We start from the raw sequence: 22971 nt of genomic DNA, 5'->3' as shown, positions 1-22971 counted from the left end.
TGTTAGTAAACATGATTATCGAAAAATTTAGATACATCTTATAGAGATATTTTCTGGACAGGAGAAACCTATGAAAGCCGGCATTGTGACAGCCTTGATTGCCCTATGTTTGCCGGTAACCGTTTTTGCTACCTCTTTACGTCTGTCTAATGATATTGACCTTCTGGTACTGGACGGAAAAAAAGTCTCCAGCTCATTACTGCGTGGTGCCGACAGTATTGAGCTGGAAAATGGTCGGCACCAGCTCGTGTTTCGCGTAGAAAAAACCATTCGCCTGTCCAGCCACGAAGAACGTCTGTATATTTCACCTCCGTTGGTCATCAGCTTTGATACCCAACTCGTCAGTCAGGTTAATTTCCACCTCCCACGTCTGAACAACGAGCGGGATGCAACGCATTTTGATGATGCCCCGCGCGTAGAACTGCTGGATGGGGACTCCATGCCTATACCGGTTAAGCTGGATATTCTGTCAATCACGTCCACCGCAAAAATCGTAGATTATGAAATGGAAACAGAGCGCTATAACAAAGCGGCTAAGCATGCGTCTTTACCGCAATTTGCCACGATGATGGCCGATGACAGTTCGCTGCTTTCCGGGGTGTCTGAACTGGATCGCGTGCCGCCTCAGTCGCAAACACTGACCGAGCAGCGCTTAAAATATTGGTTTCAACAGGCTGACGCACAAACGCGAAGTAACTTCTTACAATGGGCGGAGAAACAACCCCCATCGTGACATTTATGTTCGTATACGCATTTTTTTTGTCTTTCTCTTGCAGCGTCAAGTGCTTCCAGTACTCTGTAACAAGGTTAACTTGGGAGCTGTACTATGGAATTAACGACTCGCACATTGCCAGCGCAGAAACATATTGCATTGGTCGCACACGATCACTGCAAAAAGATGTTGATGAGCTGGGTTGAACGCCACCAGCCATTACTGGAAAAACACGTTCTGTATGCAACAGGAACAACAGGAAACTTAATTCAACGCGCGACAGGAATGGACGTCAACGCCATGCTGAGCGGCCCGATGGGGGGGGACCAGCAGGTGGGTGCGCTGATTTCAGAAGGGAAAATTGATGTGCTGATTTTCTTCTGGGATCCGCTCAACGCCGTTCCCCACGATCCTGATGTCAAAGCCCTGCTACGCCTGGCCACGGTCTGGAACATTCCAGTCGCCACCAACGTGTCAACGGCTGATTTTATTATCCAGTCGCCAAACTTCAACGACGCAACAGATATCTTGATCCCGGATTACGCCCGTTATCTGGCAGAACGCCTTAAATAAACGCTAAGCAGGCGGTAATTGCCGCCTGCTTTTCAGGGTTTCCTGGTCACCGGAACGTCTAATTGCTTAAGCTCATCAACAAAGCATGATGGCGCGTCTTTGCTAAACAGTAGCCATACCCGATGCCGCGCACGCGTTAGCGCCACATACAGCAACCGTCTCTCTTCCGCATCAGGAAAATCTTCAACAGCCGGGAGTAACGCCTCTTCCATAATCGACTCGCGAGCCGGAGCCGGGAAACCGTCATTCCCTTCATGAAGCCCCATAACAATGACATAATCCGCCTGCTGCCCTTTGCTGGCATGAATAGTCATAAAATCCAGCTGCAGCTTGGGCCAGCGGGTGGCCGCTTTGTCCAGGCTGGCAGGTTTGAGATGATGGTATCGCGCCAGCACCAGAATTCTCTCTTCGGCTTTTACAAAACCCGACAGCTTATCCAGCAACAGATCTAACTGGCTTTCGTCGAGCAACGTGACGGCTTTTTTATCACCGGTCGTCAGACTGTTCAGCGGTTTTGTGAGCTGGTGTGGGTTTTGCTGGATAAACTGGTTTGCGACTTCGCCGATACGGCTATTAAAACGGTAAGTCATATCCAGATTACAGCGATCGCCCTCACCAAAATTTTGCTGAAATGCGGTTGTCAGAGAAAGCTGTGCTCCGCTGAACCGGTAAATGGCCTGCCAGTCATCACCCACGGCAAACAGCGTAGTCTGCGAGTTTTGCTTACGCAAGGCGGCTAACAGGGCGGCGCGCTGAGGAGAAATATCCTGAAATTCATCGACCAGAATATGTTTCCACGGACTGATAAACCGCCCCTTCTCCAGAATGACAATAGCCTGATGGATCAACCCGGAGAAATCGACGGCATTCTCATCCTTCAGGGCACTCTTCCAGGCCTTGAGCAGCGGCGCCATTAGCTTTATGCGTTTACTGAACAGATCACGGATCTCCTCCGGAGCATTAGCAATCATCTCCGCCTGTGCTCCGCCATGCATTCGCATCAAACTAACCCAGCGATCCAACCGGGAGGCCAGACGGCGCTGTAATTTTTCGTCATCCCAGAAATTACCTTCGGGTACAGACCACTGCATTTCTTCTTCTAACCATTGTCGCCAGCCTTTAGCCTGAGCCTTTTTCTCACTGCACTGCTGACGCCAGGTTGTTATAAAGAGTTTGTTGCGCGCGATAGCATCATTTTCAAGCTTGCTTACCGTTGGGACTTTTTTGCTGCCTTGCGAAATAATGTGCAACGCGAGTGAATGGAACGTCCGTGCGGTGACCTCATCCGTATGCAGACGCTCACGGATGCGGTCATCCATCTCCTGGGCGGCTTTGCGTCCAAACGCCAGCAACAGGATCTGTTCTGGTGCGGCTTCTCCTCGTGCAAGCAACCAACCAGCCCGGGCAACCAACACAGATGTTTTACCGCTTCCAGCACCTGCAAGTACCAACAATGATTGCTCACCGTTCACCACCGCGCGCGCCTGAGCAGGGTTCAACGGCGAAGATTCAATATGCTGGAAAAACTCGGCATACTCTTCCAGCATTGCATCGGTGTACGCCTGATTGTGCTGTAAGCGACAGGCTTCAATGTCTTTCAACCATGCCTGGCATTGACGTAACGCCTCCCGGCAATTTTCAAATTCCTCCAGCCGATTAACCGGGAGCGGTAACGCGGCAAAGGCACGGCGAATCTGCTGCTGCAGCCCTGACGTTTGTTCGCGCGTCAGCCATTTACTTTCACTAGTACGCGCCTCTATCGCATCCAACTGCTGCTGTAAAACCCCCGCAGCAACGTCACTCATTTCCTGGCTCCACTGTTGCCAGAGCGCATTCAAATGATGATGGAAGCGCTGGGTTTCCGCCCACTCTGTACCGTGAAGACGAACCACCTTCTCATCCGGGAGTACAAACTCCAGCTCGCCCCATACCAGGCCGCGTTTGCAATGAATAGCCAGTAACTGATTGAAGGGAATAAGATACTCGTGACGATCGCCGGAAACTTTAATCCCGGCATTGAGAATAACGGCCCGATCGTAAGGGTGTTGTGCCAGACGTTTTCCAAGAGAAGTTGCTTTCAGTTCCATAAGACTCAAGCGGATCCACACGAAGAGGTTTGCTTATCAGTGTAACCGCCAGAGAAAACGTGCTCCAGCCCAAAAAAACGTTACAATTGCCGAATTCACAGAAAACCAGAGTTAACCGAGGGTTTATGCGTACTGTTCTGAATATTTTAAATTTTGTGCTTGGGGGGTTCGCCACCACCCTGGCCTGGTTGCTGGCAACGCTGGTCAGTGTCGTGCTTATTTTTACTTTACCCTTGACCCGTTCATGCTGGGAGATAACCCGACTTTCGCTGTTTCCCTATGGTAACGAAGCGATTCATGTCGATGAACTGAATCCGGCCGGTAAAAGCGTCCTGTTAAATACCGGCGGCACCGTGCTCAATATTTTCTGGCTGATTTTCTTCGGCTGGTGGTTGTGCCTGATGCACATTATCTCTGGTATTGCTCAGTGCATTACGATTATTGGTATTCCGGTTGGCATTGCAAACTTTAAAATCGCTGCCATTGCGCTCTGGCCGGTGGGTCGCCGGGTGGTTTCAGTAGAAGTTGCCCGTGCAGCGCGTGAAGCCAATGCACGTCGTCGTTTTGAATAATCAGGACCGATGGCCTTTATGTTAAGTCCTCTGCTCAAACGCTATACCTGGAACAGCACATGGCTGTACTACGTGCGGATTTTTATCGCGCTATGCGGCACAACGGCGCTACCCTGGTGGCTGGATGACGTCAAGCTGACTATCCCACTCACGCTGGGTATGGTCGCTGCCGCACTTACCGATCTGGACGATCGTCTCGCGGGCCGATTGCGCAATTTAATCATCACACTGGTGTGCTTTTTTATTGCCTCAGCCTCCGTTGAACTGCTCTTCCCATGGCCCTGGCTGTTTGCTATTGGTTTAACGCTTTCCACCAGCGGCTTTATTCTGCTGGGGGGATTAGGCCAGCGCTATGCAACTATTGCTTTTGGCGCATTGCTGATTGCCATTTACACGATGCTGGGCACCTCGCTTTACGACCAGTGGTATCAACAACCCATCCTGCTGCTCGCTGGCGCTATCTGGTATAACCTGCTGACGCTCACCGGACATCTTCTGTTCCCCATCCGCCCCTTACAGGACAATCTGGCACGCAGCTACGAACAGTTAGCGCACTACCTGGAACTGAAATCGCGTCTTTTTGACCCCGACATAGAAGATGAAAGCCAGGCACCGTTGTATGATTTAGCTCTCGCGAATGGCCAACTGATGGCAACGCTGAATCAGACTAAAGTGTCGCTGCTGACCCGCCTGCGCGGTGACCGTGGACAACGGGGAACACGTCGCACGCTACATTACTATTTTGTGGCGCAGGATATTCATGAACGCGCAAGCTCTTCACATATTCAGTATCAAACGCTACGCGATCATTTCCGTCACAGCGATGTGATGTTCCGTTTCCAGCGGTTGATGTCGATGCAAGGGCAAGCCTGTTCACAATTATCTCGCTGTATTTTATTGCGCACACCTTACCAGCACGATCCGCACTTTGAGCGCGCCTTCACCCATATAGATGCCGCACTTGAGCGCATGCGTGCCAGTGGTGAACCTGCCGACCTGCTCAATACGCTGGGTTTTTTACTGTCAAACCTACGGGCAATCGACGCGCAGCTTGCTACCATAGAGTCTGAACAGGCTCAGGTACTCTCGCGCAATGAGTCTGAAAATCAGCTTGCCGATGACAGTCCCCATGGATTCAGTGATATCTGGTTACGTCTGAGCCGTAATTTCACCCCTGAGTCTGCTCTGTTTCGCCATGCCGTTCGCATGTCGTTAGTGCTCTGTGTTGGTTACGCCATTATCCAGATAACCGGCATGAATCACGGATACTGGATCTTGCTGACCAGCCTGTTTGTCTGTCAGCCAAACTACAACGCCACCCGACATCGCCTGGCGCTCAGGATTATCGGCACGTTGGTTGGGATTGCCATTGGTTTACCGATCCTGTGGTTTGTGCCCTCTCTCGAAGGGCAACTGATACTCCTGGTGATCACTGGTGTACTGTTTTTTGCCTTTCGCAACGTCCAGTATGCTCACGCCACCATGTTTATCACGCTGCTGGTGTTACTGTGCTTTAACCTGCTCGGCGAAGGCTTTGAGGTTGCGCTGCCGCGTGTCATCGATACGCTAATTGGCTGTGCTATCGCCTGGGCTGCTGTCAGTTTCATCTGGCCAGACTGGCGTTTTCGTAACCTACCACGGGTAATTGAACGGGCGACTGACGCTAACTGCCGCTACCTTGATGCTATTCTCGAGCAATATCATCAGGGCCGTGATAATCGTCTGGCCTACCGTATCGCTCGCCGTGATGCGCATAATCGTGATGCTGAACTCGCCTCCGTGGTATCAAACATGTCAAGCGAGCCGGATGTCACGGCCCAAACCCGCGAAACGGCGTTCCGTTTACTGTGTCTCAACCATACGTTTACCAGCTATATTTCTGCGCTGGGCGCACATCGCGAACAGCTGACCAATCCAGACGTTTTGGCATTGCTGGATGACGCTGTTTGCTATGTTGATGATGCCCTTCACCATCAACCCGCTGACGAGCAGCGTGTATATCAGGCGTTAGAAGGGCTGAAGCAGCGAATTCAGCACCTGGAACCACGCCCGGACAGTAAAGAGCCGCTGGTCGTTCAGCAAGTTGGGCTATTGATCGCCCTGCTCCCAGAGATCCGGCGATTACAGCAGCAAATTGACGTGCTGCCGTCTAATACCCCGGCTCCGGCGTAAGAGAACTTACCCACTCAACCAGCTCCTGGCGACGCGTCGCCGGGAGCGCGGCTTCATGTATCCCCCCTACCGCGCCTTCAAGGGCATAGAGTACTTTTACCGTCAGAGCCGGGTTATTTTGCCGAAGTTTCAGCCAGCACATTTGTGCTCCCAACGATCGCATGGTCCCCTCATCTTTAATTCCAGCTTCATTCAACAGAGTCTCCAGATGAAACGTCATATTCGGCAATTCCCGCAGACGATGCTGGGCAAAGCGACTCTGTTTTTCCTTAACCGCTGCATCCAACGAATATCGCGATAGCGACACCAGCTGCTGCTGGTTTTGCCACAGGGCATCGTTCACCTGGTAATAATTAAGTACAAGAGGACGTCCGCGCTTAATAAATGTCAGCCAGACAGGAGAATTTTGTACACAATACTGGGCGCTCTGCTCACAGGCGCGAAGATACAGCTCACCATTAGCGACCATGGCAAAGACCGTATCGCCAACCGTCAGACTGTAGCCACCAAACAGTGAGCGATAGTGAATTGTCCCCAGAGAAGCCAGATATTCCTGCGATTTATAGATCCTTGCATAAGAAAGCTCTTTCATAAAAATCCTTTTTAAATCATAACGTAAGCAAATGATTTTCAGTAGCGGATCCGTTAATGACGAAAATAGGCAACTTATGCGTATGGGGCAAGATGAATTTTATTTTTCCCGTGACGACGACTAAAAATTGCGAACCTGTTTCCGAAAATAAGGTTGATCTTTGTTGATTGCAGGGTTACTGTATATCCATACAGTAACTCACAGGGCTGGATTGATTATGTACACTTCAGGCTATGCAAATCGTTCATCGTCGTTCTCTTCCACATCAAGCAACATTGCGCGCGTTTCATCAGAGAACGCAACCGCTGGGCTTATCAGTGAAGTTGTCTATCGCGAGGACCAGCCCATGATGACACAACTGCTGCTGCTTCCCCTGCTGCAACAGTTAGGGCAACAATCACGCTGGCAGCTGTGGCTGACGCCTCAGCAAAAATTAAGTCGGGAGTGGGTGCAGTCAGCTGGACTTCCATTGACGAAAGTCATGCAAATTAGTCAGCTCTCCCCCTGCAATACGCTGGAATCGATGATTCGTGCGCTACGCACGGGTAATTACAGTGTTGTCATTGGCTGGCTGGCGGAAGAATTAACGGAAGATGAACATGCCGAACTGGTCAAAGCGGCTGATGAAGGTAATGCGATGGGTTTTATCATGCGTCCGGTTCGCGCCCAGACACTTGCGGGCAGACAGCATTCCGGGCTAAAAATTCACTCGAATTTGTATCATTGAGTAAAATTAGGATTTATCCTGGAATTTTTTTTCATCTCTCAATTTGTCTTTGAGCTGTAATGTGTTTTTCGTCTGAACGCTTGTCTGAAGCGGTTTTCAGGATATCCTCAGTACATTTATTCAGCTATAAATGTTAAATATTGTGTATACAAGCCTTTTTTTTTCATATGCCTGACGGACTTCACACTTGTAAGTTTTCAACTACGTTGTAGACTTTACATCGCCAGGGGTGCTCGGCGTAAGCCGCAGATATCGGTAGAGTAACTATTGAACTGGTCCCCGGGTGAAGGATTTAACCGTGTTATCTCTCTTCGGAGATATTCATGGCGAATTTTGGATGATAACGAGGCGCAAAAAATGAAAAAGACAGCTATCGCAATTGCAGTGGCACTGGCTGGTTTCGCTACCGTGGCGCAGGCCGCTCCGAAAGATAACACCTGGTATACTGGTGCTAAACTGGGCTGGTCTCAGTTCCATGATATTGGCAACAACCGTATCGACAACAACGGTCCGACCCACGAAAGCCAACTGGGTGCCGGTGCGTTCGGTGGTTATCAGGTTAACCCGTACGTTGGTTTCGAAATGGGTTACGACTGGTTAGGCCGTATGCCATACAAAGGCAGCGAGCAGAATGGCGCTTTCAAAGCTCAGGGCGTTCAACTGACCGCTAAACTGGGTTACCCAATCACTGACGATCTGGACGTTTATACCCGTCTGGGTGGTATGGTTTGGCGTGCAGACGCTAAAAACAACGATGGCTTCAAAGACCACGACACTGGTGTATCCCCAGTATTCGCTGGTGGCGTAGAGTATGCAATTACTCCTGAAATCGCTACCCGTCTGGAATACCAGTGGACCAACAACATCGGTGACGCGAACACCGTTGGCGGTCGTCCGGATAACGGCCTGTTGAGCGTTGGTGTTTCTTACCGTTTCGGTCAGCAGGAAGAAGCAGCTCCAGTAGTTGTTGCTCCGGCTCCGGCTCCAGAAGTACAGACCAAGCACTTCACTCTGAAGTCTGACGTTCTGTTCAACTTCAACAAAGCAACTCTGAAACCAGAAGGCCAGCAGGCTCTGGACCAAATGTACAGCCAGCTGAGCAACCTGGATCCGAAAGACGGTTCCGTAGTGGTTCTGGGCTTCACTGACCGCATCGGTTCTGACGCTTACAACCAGGGTCTGTCCGAGAAACGTGCTCAGTCCGTTGTTGATTACCTGATCTCTAAAGGTATTCCTTCTGACAAAATCTCTGCACGTGGTATGGGTGAATCCAACCCAGTTACTGGCAACACCTGTGACAACGTGAAAGCTCGCGCTGCACTGATCGACTGCCTGGCTCCGGATCGTCGTGTTGAGATCGAAGTTAAAGGCATCAAAGACGTTGTAACTCAGCCTCAGGCTTAAGTTATCGTCTTATAAAAAACCCCGCATAGCGGGGTTTTTTTTCATCTGTTTTCATCCAAAGTAAGCCACGCATTCAACCAGCCGACCGCTACTCTTTCCCCAGCAACGCCTGTAAATCCTGTTTCAATGTCGACATTTTGTTCGCGTACTTCTCTTTATGCTCTGCGTCTTCAATCAGCTGCACAATAGTTTCAGAAAGCGTTTTTCCGCGCCGCTGCGCAAGACCTGCCAGACGCTGCCAGACCATAAATTCCAGATCGATGGATTTTTTCCGGGTATGCTGATGCTCAGCATTAAAGTGCCGCTTGCGCCTGGCACGTATGGTTTGTTTCATACGATTAAGCAGCGCAGGATTCATGTGTTCTTCAATCCAGCTATTGACCCGAACCGGTTCATTTTCGAGGGTTAGCAATAAATCAACGGCTTCTTTGGCAGCGCTGGCCTCGACGTAACGGGTGATTAATTCCCCCTCACGATGCTTCTTCACCAGATACTTCCATTTCCAGCCGCTTTCAAGGTTTTCAAGTTGTTGATATTTCATTGCGATCTCAATGTTACCGTGTAACTCTTATCAGAATATCAGCTTTTTCGACATCTGAAGAAAAGAATATCCAGCCTGTGAACTGTCGCGTGTCATCACAACCGTTTCACGGTGCTTTCCAGGTGTTTAGTGGTGAGGGTTACGGTATAATCTCGTTTTTTACAACAGACTAAAAAACATCAACTTTGACCATTACGAAACTTGCATGGCGTGATCTGGTTCCTGATACCGACAGTTATCAGGAAGTATTTGCACAGCCGCACGTCACTGACGACACCGACACCTTACTTAGTGATACTCAGCCACGTTTACAATTCGCGCTAGAGCAGCTTCTTCAGCACTGGACAACATCCTCGTTCATGTTGGTAAAAGCACCGGAAGAGCTTGAGTATCTCAACCTTATTGCAAAGGCTGCACGTCCCTTGCACACGGATGCAGGAAGCCTGACTGGCGGTCATTACGACATCTCCGGTCACACTATTCGTTATCGTACAGCTGAGAAAACGGAAGACAATTTTGCGACGTTAACGCAGGTGGTCAGCGCTGACTGGGCCGAAGCCGAACAACTGTTCGGCTGTCTACGTCAGTTCAATGGTGAAATCACGCTACAGCCAGGTCTGGTACATCAGGCCAATGGAGGTGTGCTGGTTATCTCATTGCGCACGCTGTTGGCCCAACCGCTGTTATGGATGCGCCTGAAAGCCATTGTCAGCCACGAGCGTTTTGATTGGGTGGCTTTTGATGAGTCTCGCCCGCTGCCTGTCTCCGTTCCGCCTATGCCGCTTAAACTGAAAGTGATTTTGGTGGGTGAGCGTGAATCGCTGGCGGATTTCCAGGACATGGAACCAGAATTGGCTGAGCAGGCCATTTACAGCGAGTTTGAAGATAATCTGCAGATTGTGGATGCCGAAACCATGACGCAGTGGTGTCAATGGGTCACGCATACTGCCATGCGCAATAATTTGCCTTACCCCGCTCCCGATGCCTGGCAGGTTCTGATCCGTGAAGCCGTTCGCTATACCGGTGAACAGGATACATTGCCGCTTAACCCGCTGTGGATCACCCGACAGTTCAAAGAGGTGGCACCGTTATGCGAGGGCGAAACCTGCAACGCTGAGCAGTTCAGCCTGATGCTGGCTCAGCGCGAATGGCGTGAGGGATTCCTGGCTGAACGCATGCAGGATGAAATTCTGCAAGAGCAAATCCTTATCGAGACAGAAGGCGAGCGTATTGGCCAGATCAACGCCTTGTCGGTGATTGAGTTTCCAGGCCACCCACGCGCATTTGGCGAGCCTTCTCGTATCAGTTGCGTCGTGCATATTGGCGACGGCGAGTTTACGGATATTGAGCGCAAAGCCGAGCTTGGCGGAAATATTCATGCCAAGGGTATGATGATTATGCAGGCGTTCCTGATGTCGGAACTCCAGTTGGAGCAACAAATCCCCTTCTCTGCCTCGCTGACCTTTGAGCAATCTTACAGTGAAGTGGACGGTGACAGCGCGTCTATGGCAGAACTGTGCGCATTGATTAGCGCCCTCGCCGACGTTCCTGTTAATCAAAGTATCGCCATTACCGGTTCTGTCGATCAGTTTGGTCGGGCACAACCTGTCGGTGGTCTGAATGAGAAAATTGAAGGTTTCTTCGCCATCTGCCAGCAGCGCGAGCTGACAGGCACACAGGGCGTCATCATTCCTTCGGCTAACGTCAGACACCTCAGCCTGCAGCCTGCGCTGCTACAGGCCATAGAAGAAGAAAAATTCACTATCTGGGCGGTGGACGACGTGACCGATGCGCTGCCACTGTTGTTAAATCTGGTGTGGGATGGCGAAGGCCAGACAACGCTGATGCAAACCATTCAGGAGCGTATTGCCACGGCAACGCAACAGGAAGGTCGTCACCGTTTCCCATGGCCGCTACGTTGGCTGAACTGGATTATTCCGAACTGATCGGACTTGTTCAGCGTACACGTGTTAGCTATCCTGCGTGCTTCAATAAAATAAGGCTTACAGAGAACATGGTAGATAAACGCGAATCCTATACGAAAGAAGACCTTCTTGCCTCTGGTCGCGGTGAGCTGTTTGGCGCTAAAGGGCCACAACTGCCAGCACCAAGCATGCTGATGATGGACCGTGTCATCAAGATGACCGAAACCGGTGGCAACTTTGACAAAGGTTATGTTGAAGCTGAACTGGATATCAACCCGGACCTGTGGTTCTTCGGTTGTCACTTTATCGGCGATCCGGTGATGCCGGGCTGCCTGGGTCTCGACGCCATGTGGCAACTGGTTGGATTCTATCTCGGCTGGCTGGGCGGCGAAGGTAAAGGCCGTGCGCTGGGCGTAGGCGAAGTCAAATTCACCGGCCAGGTTCTGCCGACCGCGAAGAAAGTCACTTACCGCATTCACTTCAAACGCATCGTTAACCGTCGCCTGATCATGGGCCTGGCAGATGGTGAAGTGCTGGTTGATGGTCGACTGATCTATACCGCAAACGATCTGAAAGTGGGTCTTTTCCAGGACACTTCCGCGTTCTAATCCAGAACTGGGAAGCAGCCAGACATTAACGTTTCTTCGTTTTATCTGGTGTGCAAAAAGGCGAAACCTCCGCTCTGCGGAGGTTTCTTTTATCTAAAGAGACAGAATCAGGCCATTAAAACCCTATCCCCCATGGCTTCTCGCCAGCCTCCCAGCCAGTATGACCTCTGATTCAGCGTCTGATAGGGACACATTTCTTTTGAGCGTCCGGCAATGCCGGCCTGATATCCACGTTGATGTGCCCGTTCCAGGCGATCTCGTTTTTGTCTCTTCATGCCTCGTTTCCCTCATTTTTGGGTCTGGTGGAAAAGAAAACAGTGATTACTAAGTGTGCAATCACACTAAACGAATACCCCTAAACATCAGGCTCGTCAATGCGCAAAATTCACGCCAGTGTCATATTTGTGAGCTAGCCTCTAAATCATTTGTACAAAAATATTCAGTCAGAACAGCTATCTTCACGGCTAAAAAAATAAAAAAACCGCCTCGGGCAATGAACCAGAGGCGGTATAATTTACAATTATTTAAGCTTAAGGGATGCGTTTCAGCTCTTGAGCAATGACCGTCGCTTCCTGACTCCAGGCATTGGCTAGAACCTTCACCATCTCATCGTAGCCGTCTTTGGTCTGTACAGCTTCGATGTGGAATGGACGTTTGATCAGTTGTCCCTGATGATTCAGCAACCATTCACCGCTCACAATAACCTTACCATCGTACCGACCGTGGAAGCCGGTTACGGTCACGTTCAGCGTATCCTGAGTGCTTCCAAGCGGTTGTGAAGCGACAACCCAGCCAGGCAACTGCATACTGAGGTTCGCAACCAGTGTATTGCGCAATTGCTGATCTAATGGGCTGGCCCAGAGATTATTATTGGCTATCACATATTGCACATCGCTGGTCTGGTAAACCACCCCATTACCGGCCAGATAATCAGGTACCGCAATCTGTTCAACCCACAGCAGACGGTTTCCCTGATTGGCAGAGCTTTGTACGCCCCCTTGTGCGATAGGGAGCTGGTAATAGCTTTTATTTTCTCCGCTGGAGCTGCATGACGTCAGCCAGACCGCCATCATCACCACTAGCCACTTTTTCATTGTTTCGCCCTCTTCGGCTCTGGATCTTTTTTGTCCTTCGCTTCAAATACCAGCGCATTACTCTTATCGTTCAGCGTTTTCAGTACCGGTTGCAGTTCACGCAGCACCTGATCAAGACGCTGCATATCCGCCACCATCTTGTTGTAGGCCGCGGAACCAGGCTGGAAGCCCTGCATACTACGATTTAGTTCACGCAGCGTGTTCTGCATATCCGCCGGCAGATCCTGCATCGACTGGCTGGACGTGATCTTGTTCATGTTATCCAGCGTGGTTTGCAGATGCTTCATCGTGCGCTGGCTTTCCGACAACGTATTGGTTGCCTGCTCGATCATCGGGTTCAGCGGCAGATTGTTAATCTTATCCAACGCTTCCATCAGACGCTGTTGGATCTGCGCCAGACCACCGCTCACGGTCGGGATTATCTGATAACCGTTAAATTCACGCACCCCAGTAATCGGCGGCTCTTTCGGGTAGAAGTCGAGATCGACATACAGCGCACCGGTTACCAGGTTCCCGGTTTTGAGCGATCCTCGTAATCCGCGTTTAAGCAGTTGCTCCAGGTGAGCGCCAACATCGGTATCTTCTCCCAGCTGTGCCTTCAGACGTTCTGGTTCAATACGCACCAGCACCGGAATACGGTAATCATTGTTAAATACCTGACGCATATTCGGTGAGAAGAAAGGTACTTTACTCACCGTACCCAAGCGGATGCCACGGAATTCCAGCGGTGCACCAGGCTGTAGGCCACGAATCGAATCTTTAAAGAACATCAGGTAATCAATATGATCGGTATACAGGGAATCCTGAATACTTTTTTGATCGTCATAGAGGTTAAATGAGGCCTGCTGCTCAACCGGTTGACCTTGTTCCAGTCCTTCGGGCACATCAAAACTTACACCACCGCCAAACAGCGTGGAGAGCGATCCCATTTCTACGCGCATACCTGCTGAGGTAAGATCTACGGCGATCCCGCTGTCTTTCCAGAAACGTACATTGCTGGTCACCAGACGATCGTTAGGCGCATTGATGAAAAGCTGATAGCTGATCGTACGCTTTTGCGCATCAAACGTGCTGGTTTCAACCGAGCCCACACGATAGCCGCGGAAAAGCACCGGATCGCCTGGGCTCAACTGACCGGCTTTTTTACTGTCCAGAATCACACGGATCCCTTTTGCATCTGGCGGAGCCAGCGGCGGTGAATCCAGCAGTTGGTAATTTTCCAGCTTACTGCCTTTATTGCCGGGCTGCAGTTCAATATAAGCCCCGGACAATAACGTGCCGAGCCCACTGATACCTTCACGTCCAACCTGCGGCTTCACCACCCAAAAGACAGAATCTTTATGCAGCAGCTTTTCCATTCCGGAGTTAAGACGCGCTTTAATCTCCACATGGGTCAAATCATCAGTCAGGGTTGCGCTCTCGACGATACCGACATCCACGCTGCGGCTCTTAATCGTCGTTTTGCCCCCTTCAATACCTTCAGCATTGGTGGTAATCAGCGTGACCTGTGGCCCCTGATGACTGTAGTGATAAAACAGTACCCACGCGCCAATGAGTGCAGTGACGATAGGGAATATCCACACGGGCGACCAGTTTTTTACCTTTTGCACTTTGGCTTCCCCACTTTTAGATTCCATGCTGTCAGGACTCCTCATGGCCTGGTTCTGGTTCACGGTCCCACGACAGACGCGGATCAAATGTCATCGCAGAAAACATTGTCATAATGACGACTAAAGCAAACATCAAAGCACCCATTGCAGGATAAATGTTCATTAACCCTCCCATGCGTACCAGCGCAGAGAGTACCGCAATCACAAAGACGTCGATCATTGACCAGCGACCGACAAATTCCACAACTTCATAAATCAGGTGCATACGTTCGCTGTCGCGTTTGCCGTGCCCTTTGGCATCCCAACATAGCCAGGCAATGGCGATCATTTTCAACGTCGGCACCATAATACTGGCGATAAAAATAACCGCAGCCACCGGATAAGAGCCTTCGCTCCAGATTAAAACCACCCCCTCAAGTATCGTTGATGGCAGCTTTGACCCGAGCAGATCGGTAATCATAATCGGCAAAATATTGGCAGGAAGATAAAGCATGATCGACGTGAACAGTAATGCCAACGTCCATTGCAGACTGTTTTTACGCCGCACATAGCCTTTCGTCTGGCAGCGCGGACACACCCGTTCATCAGCGGGAAGAATCGCGGTGCAGCAAGAGCAGGAACGCAGTCCCTGTCGAATGCCGGGCACGCCTGGTTTTAACTCCTGCTTAATCACTGGCATTGGCGCAATATCATCCCACAGCCAGCGACGGTCAACGCACTGGAATGCGCGCAGTTGCAAAACGCAAAAGAAGCACCACGGAATAAAGCTGCTGCCCACGCCAATATCGCCGTAAGCCATAAGCTTAACAAAGCTGACCAGCACGCCAGCGAGGAAGATTTCCGCCATCCCCCAGCTTTTTAACTGGAACAGGACGCGTGCAAGACCCGCCTTAAGTCTGGCGGGCATCTGCACCCGATTCACCAGCAGCAAGATAGTCAGCAGGCAAAACGCGGGGACCAACTGCACGAATAATAAAAAGAAGGTGCCGAGACTGGCGTAGTCTTCAGAAAAGAGAACGCTGGGGATCTCCAGCAACGTCACTTCGCTGCTCACCCCTGCGACGTTCATATTCACAAAGGGGAAGAGGTTTGACAGAAGCAGCATGAATAATGCTGCTAATACATAGGCGGTAGGACGCTGCCGCGGCGCGTCCCACTCAACCGTTAACGTAGTGCCACATCGTGGACATGCCGCTTTTTGACCATGCTCAAGGCGAGGTAACGCCACCAGCATGTCACACTGCGAGCACAAAATATGCTTCGCGGCATGGTGATGTTCGCACATATGTGCTCCTTTAAATTATGCGCCGTTCTTCAAAGACTCAAGATACTCCCAGCGCTCAAAGGCTTGCTCAAGTTCTTGTTCCGCTTCGTTCAGATTAGCTAATACCTGCTGTGTTTGCTCATGTGGCTGACTGAAAAAAGCGGCGTCAGCAACCTGCGCTTGTAGCCTTTCCAGTTTAGCTTCCAGTTCTTCAAGCTGAGCGGGGAGCTGCTCCAGTTCGCGCTGCAGTTTATAGCTTAGTTTGCTCGTGCCACGTTTGACAATTTCTGCTTTAGGAGCAACAGCTTCCTCTGTTTTTTTCGCGACCGGTTGTTTAAACGCCACATACTGAGATTGCTGGCTGCGCGCGTCATGATAACCACCGACATAACGACCAATTTTACCGCCGCCTTCGAAGATCCAGCATTCAGTTACAGTATTATCCACAAACTGACGGTCGTGGCTTACCAGCAGTACAGTCCCCTGATAGCTATCAATTAGTTCTTCAAGCAGTTCCAGCGTTTCGACGTCAAGATCGTTCGTTGGTTCATCGAGAATCAAAAGATTGCTGGGTTTCAGAAAAAGACGCGCCAACAGCAGGCGATTTCGTTCCCCACCAGAGAGCGCTCGCACTGGCGTCATCGCGCGTTTCGGATGGAACAGGAAGTCCTGCAGATAACCCAGCACATGGCGAGGTTTACCGTTAACCATCACCTCTTGCTTACCTTCAGCCAGGTTGTCCATCACGGTTTTATCGGGATCCAGTTCGGCGCGGTGCTGATCGAAATAGGCCACTTCCAGCTTGGTGCCGACGTGAATGCGTCCACTGTCAGCCTGAAGCTGGCCTAACATCAGCTTCAGCAGCGTTGTTTTGCCGCAGCCGTTCGGTCCGATTAGCGCAATTTTGTCGCTACGTTGTACCTGTGCGGAGAAATCTTTTACCAGCTGCTTTCCATCAACCTGGTAATCCACGTTCTCCATTTCGAAAACAATCTTGCCTGAACGGCTCGCCTCTTCGACCTGCATCTTCGCCGTGCCCATCACTTCGCGACGTTCGCCACGCTCGCGACGCATGGCTTTCAGTGCGCGCACGCGGCCTTCATTACGGGTACGGCGCGCTTTGATCCCCTGACGGATCCAGACCTCTTCCTGCGCCAGCTTGCGGTCAAACTCTGCATTTTGTAACTCTTCTACGCGCAGCGCTTCTTCTTTTTCCAGCAGATACTGATCGTAATTCCCCGGATAAGTCACCAGCTTGCCACGATCGAGGTCGACGATACGCGTCGCCATATTGCGTATAAATGAACGGTCATGGGAAATGAAGATGATTGTCCCATTGAAGGATTTCAGGAATCCTTCCAGCCAGTCGATGGTTTCAATATCCAGGTGGTTTGTTGGTTCATCCAGCAGCAGTACACGCGGATTGCTCACTAACGCGCGGCCCAGCGCCGCTTTACGCAGCCAACCGCCTGAAAGCGAAGAAAGTGCGGCGTTTGGATCCAGCCCCAACTGCTCCAGCACTTCATTAATACGGCTTTCGAGCTGCCACAGATTGTGATGATCGAGCATTTCCTGAACCCGCGCCATCTCATTCAGATTTCTGTCGCTCGGATCAGTCATCACCAGACGCGAAATATCGTGATAACGTTTGAGATACTCGGCCTGTTCTTCGATACCCTCGGCAACGAAATCATACACGCTGCCTTCAACATTTCGCGGTGGATCCTGTTGCAGACGCGCCACAACCAGATCCTGCTCATAAATGATACGCCCGTCGTCAAGCCCCTGCTCACGGTTCAGGATCTTCATCAGCGTCGATTTACCTGCGCCGTTACGGCCAACCAGACAGACGCGTTCGTTATCCTCGATATGCAGTTCTGCATTATCAAGAAGCGGCGCATCGCTGAACGACAGCCATGCACCATGCATACTGATCAATGACATTTATTTATCCTTTCAGGCTGCGGTAATCAGCCAGCAATTGTGGATCTGACGGTTACGGGCAAAATCCTGGGAAAGCGTTTTTTGGGTAATTTCTTGTGCTTTCAATCCCAGTTCAGCCAAACCGTCGAGATCCATACGGAACCCACGTTTGTTGTTGGAGAACATGATCGTGCCGTCTTTACGCAGTAAACGTTTCAGATCTTTCATCAGCGCCAGATGATCGCGCTGCACATCAAACGAATCTTCCATACGTTTTGAGTTAGAGAACGTCGGCGGATCGATGAAAATCAGATCAAACTGTTCATTCGCATCACGCAGCCAGCCCAGGCAATCGGCCTGAATTAAACGATGAGCGCGACCGCTCAATCCGTTCAGGCGCAGGTTACGTTCCGCCCATTCCAGATAGGTACGCGACATATCGACCGTCGTGGTGCTACGCGCACCGCCCAATCCTGCATGTACGCTGGCGCTACCGGTGTAGGAAAACAGGTTGAGGAAGTCCTTACCTTTACTCATCTGCCCCAACATGCGGCGCGCAATACGGTGATCGAGGAATAAACCCGTATCAAGGTAGTCAGTCAGGTTCACCCACAGGCGCGCGTTGTACTCGCTTACCTCAATGAATTCACCCTTCTCATTCATCTTCTGATACTGATTCTTGCCTTTCTGACGCTCACGGGTTTTCAGCACCAGTTTGTTTGGCGCGATTTCCAGTACTGACAGCGTGGCGGCAATGATGTCGAACAAGCGTTGACGTGCTTTTTGCGCATCGACCGTCTTCGGCGGTGCGTATTCCTGAACCACGACCCAATCACCGTAACGATCTACTGCAACGTTGTATTCCGGCAGGTCAGCGTCATACAGGCGATAGCATTCAATGCCTTCCTGACGTGCCCATTTTTCCAGCTTCTTAATATTCTTGCGCAGGCGGTTGGCATAATCTTCCGCGACCGTGGCAGGCTTGCTGTCCGCAGTGGTCTCTGCAACGTGATAATTCTTCTGCACACAATCCAGCGGGCCGTTTTTCGCTTTGAACTGCTTGTCGGCACGTAATTGCAGGCTGCTGAGCAGATCCGGCGAGGCGCTGAACAACGACAAATTCCAGCCGCCAAACTGGTTTTTCATCGTACGGCCCAGCAGGCTGTGCAGAGCAATCAGCGCCGGTTCGCTATCCAGACGTTCGCCGTAAGGCGGGTTACTGATAACCGTCCCATACGGTCCTTTCGGCAGCGGATTGCTCAGTTTGGCGACATCTTTCACATCAAACGTCATCAGATCGGCGATACCGGCGCGGCGAGCATTACTACGCGCTTTTTCAATCACGCGCGCATCGCTATCGGATCCATAAAAATGCGAGGTATAGTCAGCCAGTCCCTTACGCGCACGCACCTGCGCTTCGGCTTTAACTTCTTGCCAGACAGCTTCGTCGTGTTGCGCCCAACCGCTGAAGCCCCAGTATCCACGGTGCAGACCCGGCGCGCGATCGGTCGCCCACATTGCCGCTTCAATCAGCAGTGTGCCGGAACCACACATCGGATCGAGTAACGGGGTTCCCGGCTGCCAGCCAGAACGCATAACAATAGCGGCGGCCAGCGTCTCTTTAATCGGTGCCTGACCCGCGCGATCGCGATAGCCACGCTGATGCAAACCGTCACCGCTCAGATCGAGCGCAATGCTGGCAGTATCTTTGTTCAACCAGACGTTGATGCGCAGATCCGGAGATTCACGATCCACATTCGGACGCGGCATATTTTTGCGGGTAAAGGCATCGACAATCGCATCCTTGACCTTCAGCGCGCCGTACTGGCTGTTACGAATGGTCTCGTTCAGTCCGCTAAAATGGACGGCAAACGTAGCACCAGGGTTAAATATCTCTGTCCAGTCGATTGCCTGAACGCCGAGGTACAGATCAAGATCGCTGTAGACCTTGCACTCTCCCATCGGCAGGATAATGCGCGAGGCCAGGCGGCTCCACATCAGGCTCTGGTAAACAAGCCGCGTGTCGCCCTTAAAATGGACCCCACCCTGAACGACCTGACACTCCAGCGCGCCGAGGTTTTCCAGTTCAGTTTTTAACAGCTCTTCCAGCCCGCGGGCCGTACTGGCAAACAGAGAATTCATAATGTCACTTTTACTCCAAGAAAATTGCTGCGCATTATAGCTAATATGGGCTGTATGTCATAAAGTTGAAGGCTTATTTTCATTCGAGGGGCTGTACAGTGGTCACGTTAACCCGACTTTTTATTCATCCGGTTAAATCAATGCGCGGCATTGGGCTTACGCATGCCCTGGCAGATATTAGCGGTCTCGCCTTTGATCGCATATTTATGATCACTGAACCTGACGGAACGTTCATAACCGCCCGTCAGTTCCCACAAATGGTCCGTTTTACGCCTTCCCCATTCCACGATGGACTGCATCTTACAGCTCCAGATGGCAGCAGCGCGCTCGTGCGATTTGCCGACTTCGCTCCCCAGGATGCGCCAACAGAAGTATGGGGAAACCATTTTACCGCGCGTATTGCGCCAGCGGCTATCAACCAGTGGCTTAGCGGCTTTTTCTCCCGTGAAGTGCAGTTACGCTGGGTCGGCCCGCAGCTGACGCGCCGTGTAAAACGCCATGTTGATGTTCCTTTATCCTTCGCTGATGGTTATCCTTATCTGCTGGCCAACGAAGCATCCCTGCGCGATCTGCAACAGCGCTGTCCGGCAAGCGTCAAAATGGAACAGTTTCGCCCCAATATAGTGGTTTCGGGAGCTGGTGCCTGGGAAGAAGATACCTGGAAAGTGATTCGTATTGGCGACGTCATTTTTGATGTAGCAAAACCCTGTAGCCGCTGTATTTTCACGACAGTTAGCCCGGAAAAAGGCCAGAAACACCCATCCGGTGAACCGCTTGCCACATTGCAAACCTTCCGTACTGCGGTAGATAACGGCGATGTCGATTTCGGTCAGAATCTTATCGCGCGTAACAGTGGCGTTATTCGCGTCGGCGATGAGGTAGAAATTTTGGCAACCGGCCCCGCCAGAGCGTACGGCGCGGCTGAATCAGACGAAACTACACCCGAACAACAACCTGATGCCACGGTGCTTATTGACTGGCAGGGACAGACCTTTCGCGGAAATAATCAACAGGTATTGCTTGAGCAGTTGGAAAACCAGGGTATCCGGGTTCCCTATTCATGCCGGGCAGGCATTTGCGGATGCTGTCGAATTCGACTGGTAGAAGGCGAAGTTAGCCCGTTGAAGAAATCAGCGATGGGGGACGACGGAACGATTCTGTGCTGTAGCTGTGTTCCCAAAACGGCAATCAGGCTGGAGAGCTAAACCGCCTGCTCAAGGCTGAAACTGTCAACAACGGCCTGCGGTTTCAGTCTGTCATTCATTATTTTAATCGCATCGCCAAGCTGCATCGTACGCCCGGCGATAACCACGCCAGGTTGCGCAAGCAGGCAAAGCGCGGCGTTTTCACCCGGCTCAACCACTAACAGGTTTACCTGTTCATCGGTATCGCTTAAATCAACACAGGCTGCGTCACCCACGACCGGCGACCAGTTAATACCGTGTGCGACAAAGTGCCAGCTTTTTGGCATTTGCGGTTTGAGATAACGAATCGCCACCAGCGCATTAAGCACCAGTTCCGCTTTTTGTTCTTTGGCTAAATCCAGGTAGCGACATTTTTCTTCAAAGGAAAAATAAAGCGCGGCGTCATCAACACAAAAACCTGACGGAGAAAATGCATCAGGAGTGAGCATTTTACGAGCAAAACGCGAACGGAATAACATGCCATTGGCTAAATCGAGCATCATACGATCGTGCTCTTCATCATAATACCAGCGCCAGTTATCGTCGGGTTTAATTCGCATCAGTTTCTCTCCTTTCCTTAATCATCACCGTTACGACAGTATCCTTTTGCCGCTTCGTTTATTGCCCTAATAATAAAAGCTCAGAATGTTTAAATAAGCAACAGTAAAGGAATATAAAACAACCAGGGCTAGAAATAAAGCCCTGGTTTGTGATTAAGGTAGCATTCAGATATTGCTGACGATTTCTTTTATCAACGGCGGACCTTTAAAAATAAAGCCCGAATAAATCTGTACGAGGGTTGCACCAGCAGCTATTTTCTCACGTGCAGCAATCACCGAGTCGATACCACCAACACCAATAATCGGCAGCTGACCTTTTAATTCCTGAGACAACTGGCGAATAATTTCTGTACTTTTTAATTGCAACGGTCGACCGCTCAGACCACCCATTTGATCGCAATTTTTCATTCCCTGAACAAGAGAACGATCGAGGGTGGTGTTAGTCGCAATTACGCCATCAATATTATGACGAACTAAACTATCGGCGACCTGGATCAGTTCTTCCACAGAAAGATCCGGCGCGATCTTTACCGCCACCGGAACATATTTATGGTGGATCGCTTGCAGATCGTTTTGCTTATTTTTAATTGCCGTCAGGAGATCGTCCAGCGCCTCGCCGTATTGTAGCGTACGTAATCCCGGCGTATTCGGCGAAGAGATATTAATCGCGATATAACCAGCATAAGCATAGACTTTTTCCATACAAATCAGATAGTCATCTTTGCCGTTCTCTACTGGGGTATCTTTGTTCTTACCAATATTAATCCCCAGAATACCGTCGAAATGCGATTTTTTAACGTTCTCAACCAGGTTATCAACCCCGTGGTTATTAAACCCCATGCGGTTGATCAAACCTTCTGCATCGACCAGACGGAATAGACGCGGTTTATCGTTACCCGGCTGAGGGCGTGGCGTCACGGTACCAATCTCAATGGAACCAAATCCCATCGCGCCGAGCGCATCAATGCACTCCCCGTCTTTATCCAGTCCGGCAGCAAGCCCGAGCGGATTTTTAAACGTCAACCCCATACAGGTAACCGGTTTTGCCGGTACTTTCTGGCGTACAAGCGCTTCAAGCGGTGTGCCGGTAATGCGACGTAATTGCTGGAATGTCAATTCATGAGCGCGCTCTGGATCGAGCTGAAAAAGGGCTTTACGAACGAAGGGGTAGTACATGAACTCTCCTGGATTCCCGGTGTGCAAACCGGGGGCGTATTATGTGCGATCGCGAGCAAAAAGGGAATTGACCTGCGGCAATAAATAGCAATCGTTTTCCTCGCC

At 50.8% G+C, this 22971-nt stretch carries 20 protein-coding genes; 9 read left to right on the top strand and 11 right to left on the bottom strand.

Annotated elements, in window-relative coordinates:
• Positions 1-70: 70 nt before the first annotated feature.
• A complete protein-coding gene (locus OGY09_RS17205) occupies positions 71-733 on the top strand; it encodes a DUF2057 family protein (protein ID WP_032942908.1) in 663 nt (220 codons plus the stop codon).
• A 93-nt stretch (positions 734-826) separates the two neighbouring features.
• Positions 827-1285, top strand: coding sequence for a methylglyoxal synthase (gene mgsA, locus OGY09_RS17200; RefSeq protein WP_003035897.1), 459 nt, complete (start codon positions 827-829; stop codon positions 1283-1285).
• Between the two features lie 32 nt (positions 1286-1317).
• Here mgsA and helD read toward each other — a convergent pair whose 3' ends face one another.
• Positions 1318-3372 carry a DNA helicase IV gene (gene helD / locus OGY09_RS17195; protein WP_032942906.1) on the bottom strand — a complete coding sequence of 685 codons (2055 nt, stop codon included), beginning with the start codon at positions 3370-3372 and terminating at the stop codon, positions 1318-1320.
• A gap of 125 nt (positions 3373-3497) precedes the next feature.
• Between helD and OGY09_RS17190 the strand changes: the two genes are divergently transcribed.
• Together OGY09_RS17190 and yccS are read left to right on the top strand one after the other, a co-directional pair.
• On the top strand, positions 3498-3944 hold the full coding sequence (locus tag OGY09_RS17190; RefSeq protein ID WP_003831998.1) for a YccF domain-containing protein: 447 nt from the start codon (positions 3498-3500) through the stop codon (positions 3942-3944).
• Positions 3945-3962: 18 nt separating this feature from the next.
• Positions 3963-6116: a YccS family putative transporter gene (gene yccS / locus OGY09_RS17185; RefSeq protein ID WP_032944368.1), complete on the top strand. Its 2154-nt coding sequence runs from the start codon at positions 3963-3965 to the stop codon at positions 6114-6116.
• Here yccS and OGY09_RS17180 read toward each other — a convergent pair.
• The gene (locus OGY09_RS17180; protein ID WP_003831996.1) at positions 6094-6708 is read right to left on the bottom strand and encodes a TfoX/Sxy family DNA transformation protein; all 615 of its coding nucleotides are present in this window, start codon (positions 6706-6708) and stop codon (positions 6094-6096) included. The genes yccS and OGY09_RS17180 overlap by 23 nt on opposite strands.
• A 217-nt stretch (positions 6709-6925) precedes the next feature.
• Here OGY09_RS17180 and sulA point away from each other — a divergent pair, with 217 nt between their 5' ends.
• Both sulA and ompA read left to right on the top strand, forming a co-directional pair.
• A complete protein-coding gene (sulA, locus tag OGY09_RS17175; RefSeq protein WP_008784287.1) occupies positions 6926-7435 on the top strand; it encodes an SOS-induced cell division inhibitor SulA in 510 nt (169 codons plus the stop codon).
• Between the two features lie 357 nt (positions 7436-7792).
• A complete protein-coding gene (gene ompA, locus OGY09_RS17170; RefSeq protein ID WP_020996510.1) occupies positions 7793-8839 on the top strand; it encodes a porin OmpA in 1047 nt (348 codons plus the stop codon).
• Between the two features lie 88 nt (positions 8840-8927).
• Here ompA and matP read toward each other — a convergent pair whose 3' ends face one another.
• The gene (gene matP, locus OGY09_RS17165) at positions 8928-9380 is read right to left on the bottom strand and encodes a macrodomain Ter protein MatP (RefSeq protein ID WP_032942905.1); all 453 of its coding nucleotides are present in this window, start codon (positions 9378-9380) and stop codon (positions 8928-8930) included.
• A gap of 185 nt (positions 9381-9565) precedes the next feature.
• On the opposite strand from matP, the gene OGY09_RS17160 reads away from it, so the two are divergent.
• Both OGY09_RS17160 and fabA read left to right on the top strand, forming a co-directional pair.
• The gene (locus OGY09_RS17160; protein ID WP_032942904.1) at positions 9566-11326 is read left to right on the top strand and encodes an AAA family ATPase; all 1761 of its coding nucleotides are present in this window, start codon (positions 9566-9568) and stop codon (positions 11324-11326) included.
• Between the two features lie 68 nt (positions 11327-11394).
• The gene (fabA, locus tag OGY09_RS17155) at positions 11395-11913 is read left to right on the top strand and encodes a bifunctional 3-hydroxydecanoyl-ACP dehydratase/trans-2-decenoyl-ACP isomerase (protein WP_003035875.1); all 519 of its coding nucleotides are present in this window, start codon (positions 11395-11397) and stop codon (positions 11911-11913) included.
• 107 nt (positions 11914-12020) lie between these two features.
• Here the strand turns inward: fabA and rmf are convergent, their stop codons facing one another.
• The 6 genes from rmf to rlmKL all read right to left on the bottom strand — a co-directional run bounded on the left by rmf (position 12021) and on the right by rlmKL (position 19946).
• Complete coding sequence (gene rmf / locus OGY09_RS17150) at positions 12021-12188, bottom strand: ribosome modulation factor (RefSeq protein ID WP_003035871.1); 168 nt, start codon at positions 12186-12188, stop codon at positions 12021-12023.
• 255 nt (positions 12189-12443) lie between these two features.
• Positions 12444-13007: a membrane integrity-associated transporter subunit PqiC gene (pqiC, locus tag OGY09_RS17145; protein ID WP_032942903.1), complete on the bottom strand. Its 564-nt coding sequence runs from the start codon at positions 13005-13007 to the stop codon at positions 12444-12446.
• Entirely contained in the window at positions 13004-14644 is a 1641-nt protein-coding gene (gene pqiB, locus OGY09_RS17140) for an intermembrane transport protein PqiB (protein WP_020996511.1), read from the bottom strand. The genes pqiC and pqiB overlap by 4 nt, the downstream gene beginning before the upstream one ends.
• 4 nt (positions 14645-14648) lie before the next feature.
• Positions 14649-15902 carry a membrane integrity-associated transporter subunit PqiA gene (gene pqiA, locus OGY09_RS17135; protein WP_032942902.1) on the bottom strand — a complete coding sequence of 418 codons (1254 nt, stop codon included), beginning with the start codon at positions 15900-15902 and terminating at the stop codon, positions 14649-14651.
• A 15-nt stretch (positions 15903-15917) separates the two neighbouring features.
• On the bottom strand, positions 15918-17825 hold the full coding sequence (locus OGY09_RS17130; RefSeq protein ID WP_008784281.1) for an ABC transporter ATP-binding protein: 1908 nt from the start codon (positions 17823-17825) through the stop codon (positions 15918-15920).
• 12 nt (positions 17826-17837) lie between these two features.
• Positions 17838-19946 carry a bifunctional 23S rRNA (guanine(2069)-N(7))-methyltransferase RlmK/23S rRNA (guanine(2445)-N(2))-methyltransferase RlmL gene (rlmKL, locus tag OGY09_RS17125; RefSeq protein WP_003831977.1) on the bottom strand — a complete coding sequence of 703 codons (2109 nt, stop codon included), beginning with the start codon at positions 19944-19946 and terminating at the stop codon, positions 17838-17840.
• Positions 19947-20044: 98 nt separating this feature from the next.
• Between rlmKL and OGY09_RS17120 the strand changes: the two genes are divergently transcribed.
• Positions 20045-21151 (top strand): YcbX family protein, encoded by a 1107-nt coding sequence (locus tag OGY09_RS17120; RefSeq protein WP_032942901.1) that lies wholly within the window; start codon positions 20045-20047, stop codon positions 21149-21151.
• On the opposite strand, the gene zapC is transcribed toward OGY09_RS17120, so the two are convergent.
• Both zapC and pyrD read right to left on the bottom strand, forming a co-directional pair.
• Positions 21148-21690, bottom strand: coding sequence for a cell division protein ZapC (zapC, locus tag OGY09_RS17115; RefSeq protein ID WP_003035852.1), 543 nt, complete (start codon positions 21688-21690; stop codon positions 21148-21150). The two genes, OGY09_RS17120 and zapC, sit on opposite strands and share 4 nt — an antisense overlap.
• 165 nt (positions 21691-21855) lie before the next feature.
• Positions 21856-22866 carry a quinone-dependent dihydroorotate dehydrogenase gene (pyrD, locus tag OGY09_RS17110; RefSeq protein ID WP_003831973.1) on the bottom strand — a complete coding sequence of 337 codons (1011 nt, stop codon included), beginning with the start codon at positions 22864-22866 and terminating at the stop codon, positions 21856-21858.
• Positions 22867-22971 lie beyond the last annotated feature (105 nt).

Source organism: Citrobacter sp. Cpo071 (assembly GCF_030332765.1).
In the GTDB taxonomy this organism is placed as follows: Bacteria; Pseudomonadota; Gammaproteobacteria; order Enterobacterales; family Enterobacteriaceae; genus Citrobacter; species Citrobacter portucalensis.
Note: the sequence above shows the minus strand (reverse complement) of the source record. Positions and strands in the feature narration are given on the sequence as shown.

Coding starts and splice junctions, on each gene's coding strand:
- OGY09_RS17205 (WP_032942908.1), top strand. CDS start 71: ATGAAAGCCGGCATTGTGACAGCCTTGATTGCCCTATGTTTGCCGGTA.
- mgsA (WP_003035897.1), top strand. CDS start 827: ATGGAATTAACGACTCGCACATTGCCAGCGCAGAAACATATTGCATTG.
- helD (WP_032942906.1), bottom strand. CDS start 3,372: ATGGAACTGAAAGCAACTTCTCTTGGAAAACGTCTGGCACAACACCCT.
- OGY09_RS17190 (WP_003831998.1), top strand. CDS start 3,498: ATGCGTACTGTTCTGAATATTTTAAATTTTGTGCTTGGGGGGTTCGCC.
- yccS (WP_032944368.1), top strand. CDS start 3,963: ATGTTAAGTCCTCTGCTCAAACGCTATACCTGGAACAGCACATGGCTG.
- OGY09_RS17180 (WP_003831996.1), bottom strand. CDS start 6,708: ATGAAAGAGCTTTCTTATGCAAGGATCTATAAATCGCAGGAATATCTG.
- sulA (WP_008784287.1), top strand. CDS start 6,926: ATGTACACTTCAGGCTATGCAAATCGTTCATCGTCGTTCTCTTCCACA.
- ompA (WP_020996510.1), top strand. CDS start 7,793: ATGAAAAAGACAGCTATCGCAATTGCAGTGGCACTGGCTGGTTTCGCT.
- matP (WP_032942905.1), bottom strand. CDS start 9,380: ATGAAATATCAACAACTTGAAAACCTTGAAAGCGGCTGGAAATGGAAG.
- fabA (WP_003035875.1), top strand. CDS start 11,395: ATGGTAGATAAACGCGAATCCTATACGAAAGAAGACCTTCTTGCCTCT.
- rmf (WP_003035871.1), bottom strand. CDS start 12,188: ATGAAGAGACAAAAACGAGATCGCCTGGAACGGGCACATCAACGTGGA.
- pqiC (WP_032942903.1), bottom strand. CDS start 13,007: ATGAAAAAGTGGCTAGTGGTGATGATGGCGGTCTGGCTGACGTCATGC.
- pqiB (WP_020996511.1), bottom strand. CDS start 14,644: ATGGAATCTAAAAGTGGGGAAGCCAAAGTGCAAAAGGTAAAAAACTGG.
- pqiA (WP_032942902.1), bottom strand. CDS start 15,902: ATGTGCGAACATCACCATGCCGCGAAGCATATTTTGTGCTCGCAGTGT.
- OGY09_RS17130 (WP_008784281.1), bottom strand. CDS start 17,825: ATGTCATTGATCAGTATGCATGGTGCATGGCTGTCGTTCAGCGATGCG.
- rlmKL (WP_003831977.1), bottom strand. CDS start 19,946: ATGAATTCTCTGTTTGCCAGTACGGCCCGCGGGCTGGAAGAGCTGTTA.
- zapC (WP_003035852.1), bottom strand. CDS start 21,690: ATGCGAATTAAACCCGACGATAACTGGCGCTGGTATTATGATGAAGAG.
- pyrD (WP_003831973.1), bottom strand. CDS start 22,866: ATGTACTACCCCTTCGTTCGTAAAGCCCTTTTTCAGCTCGATCCAGAG.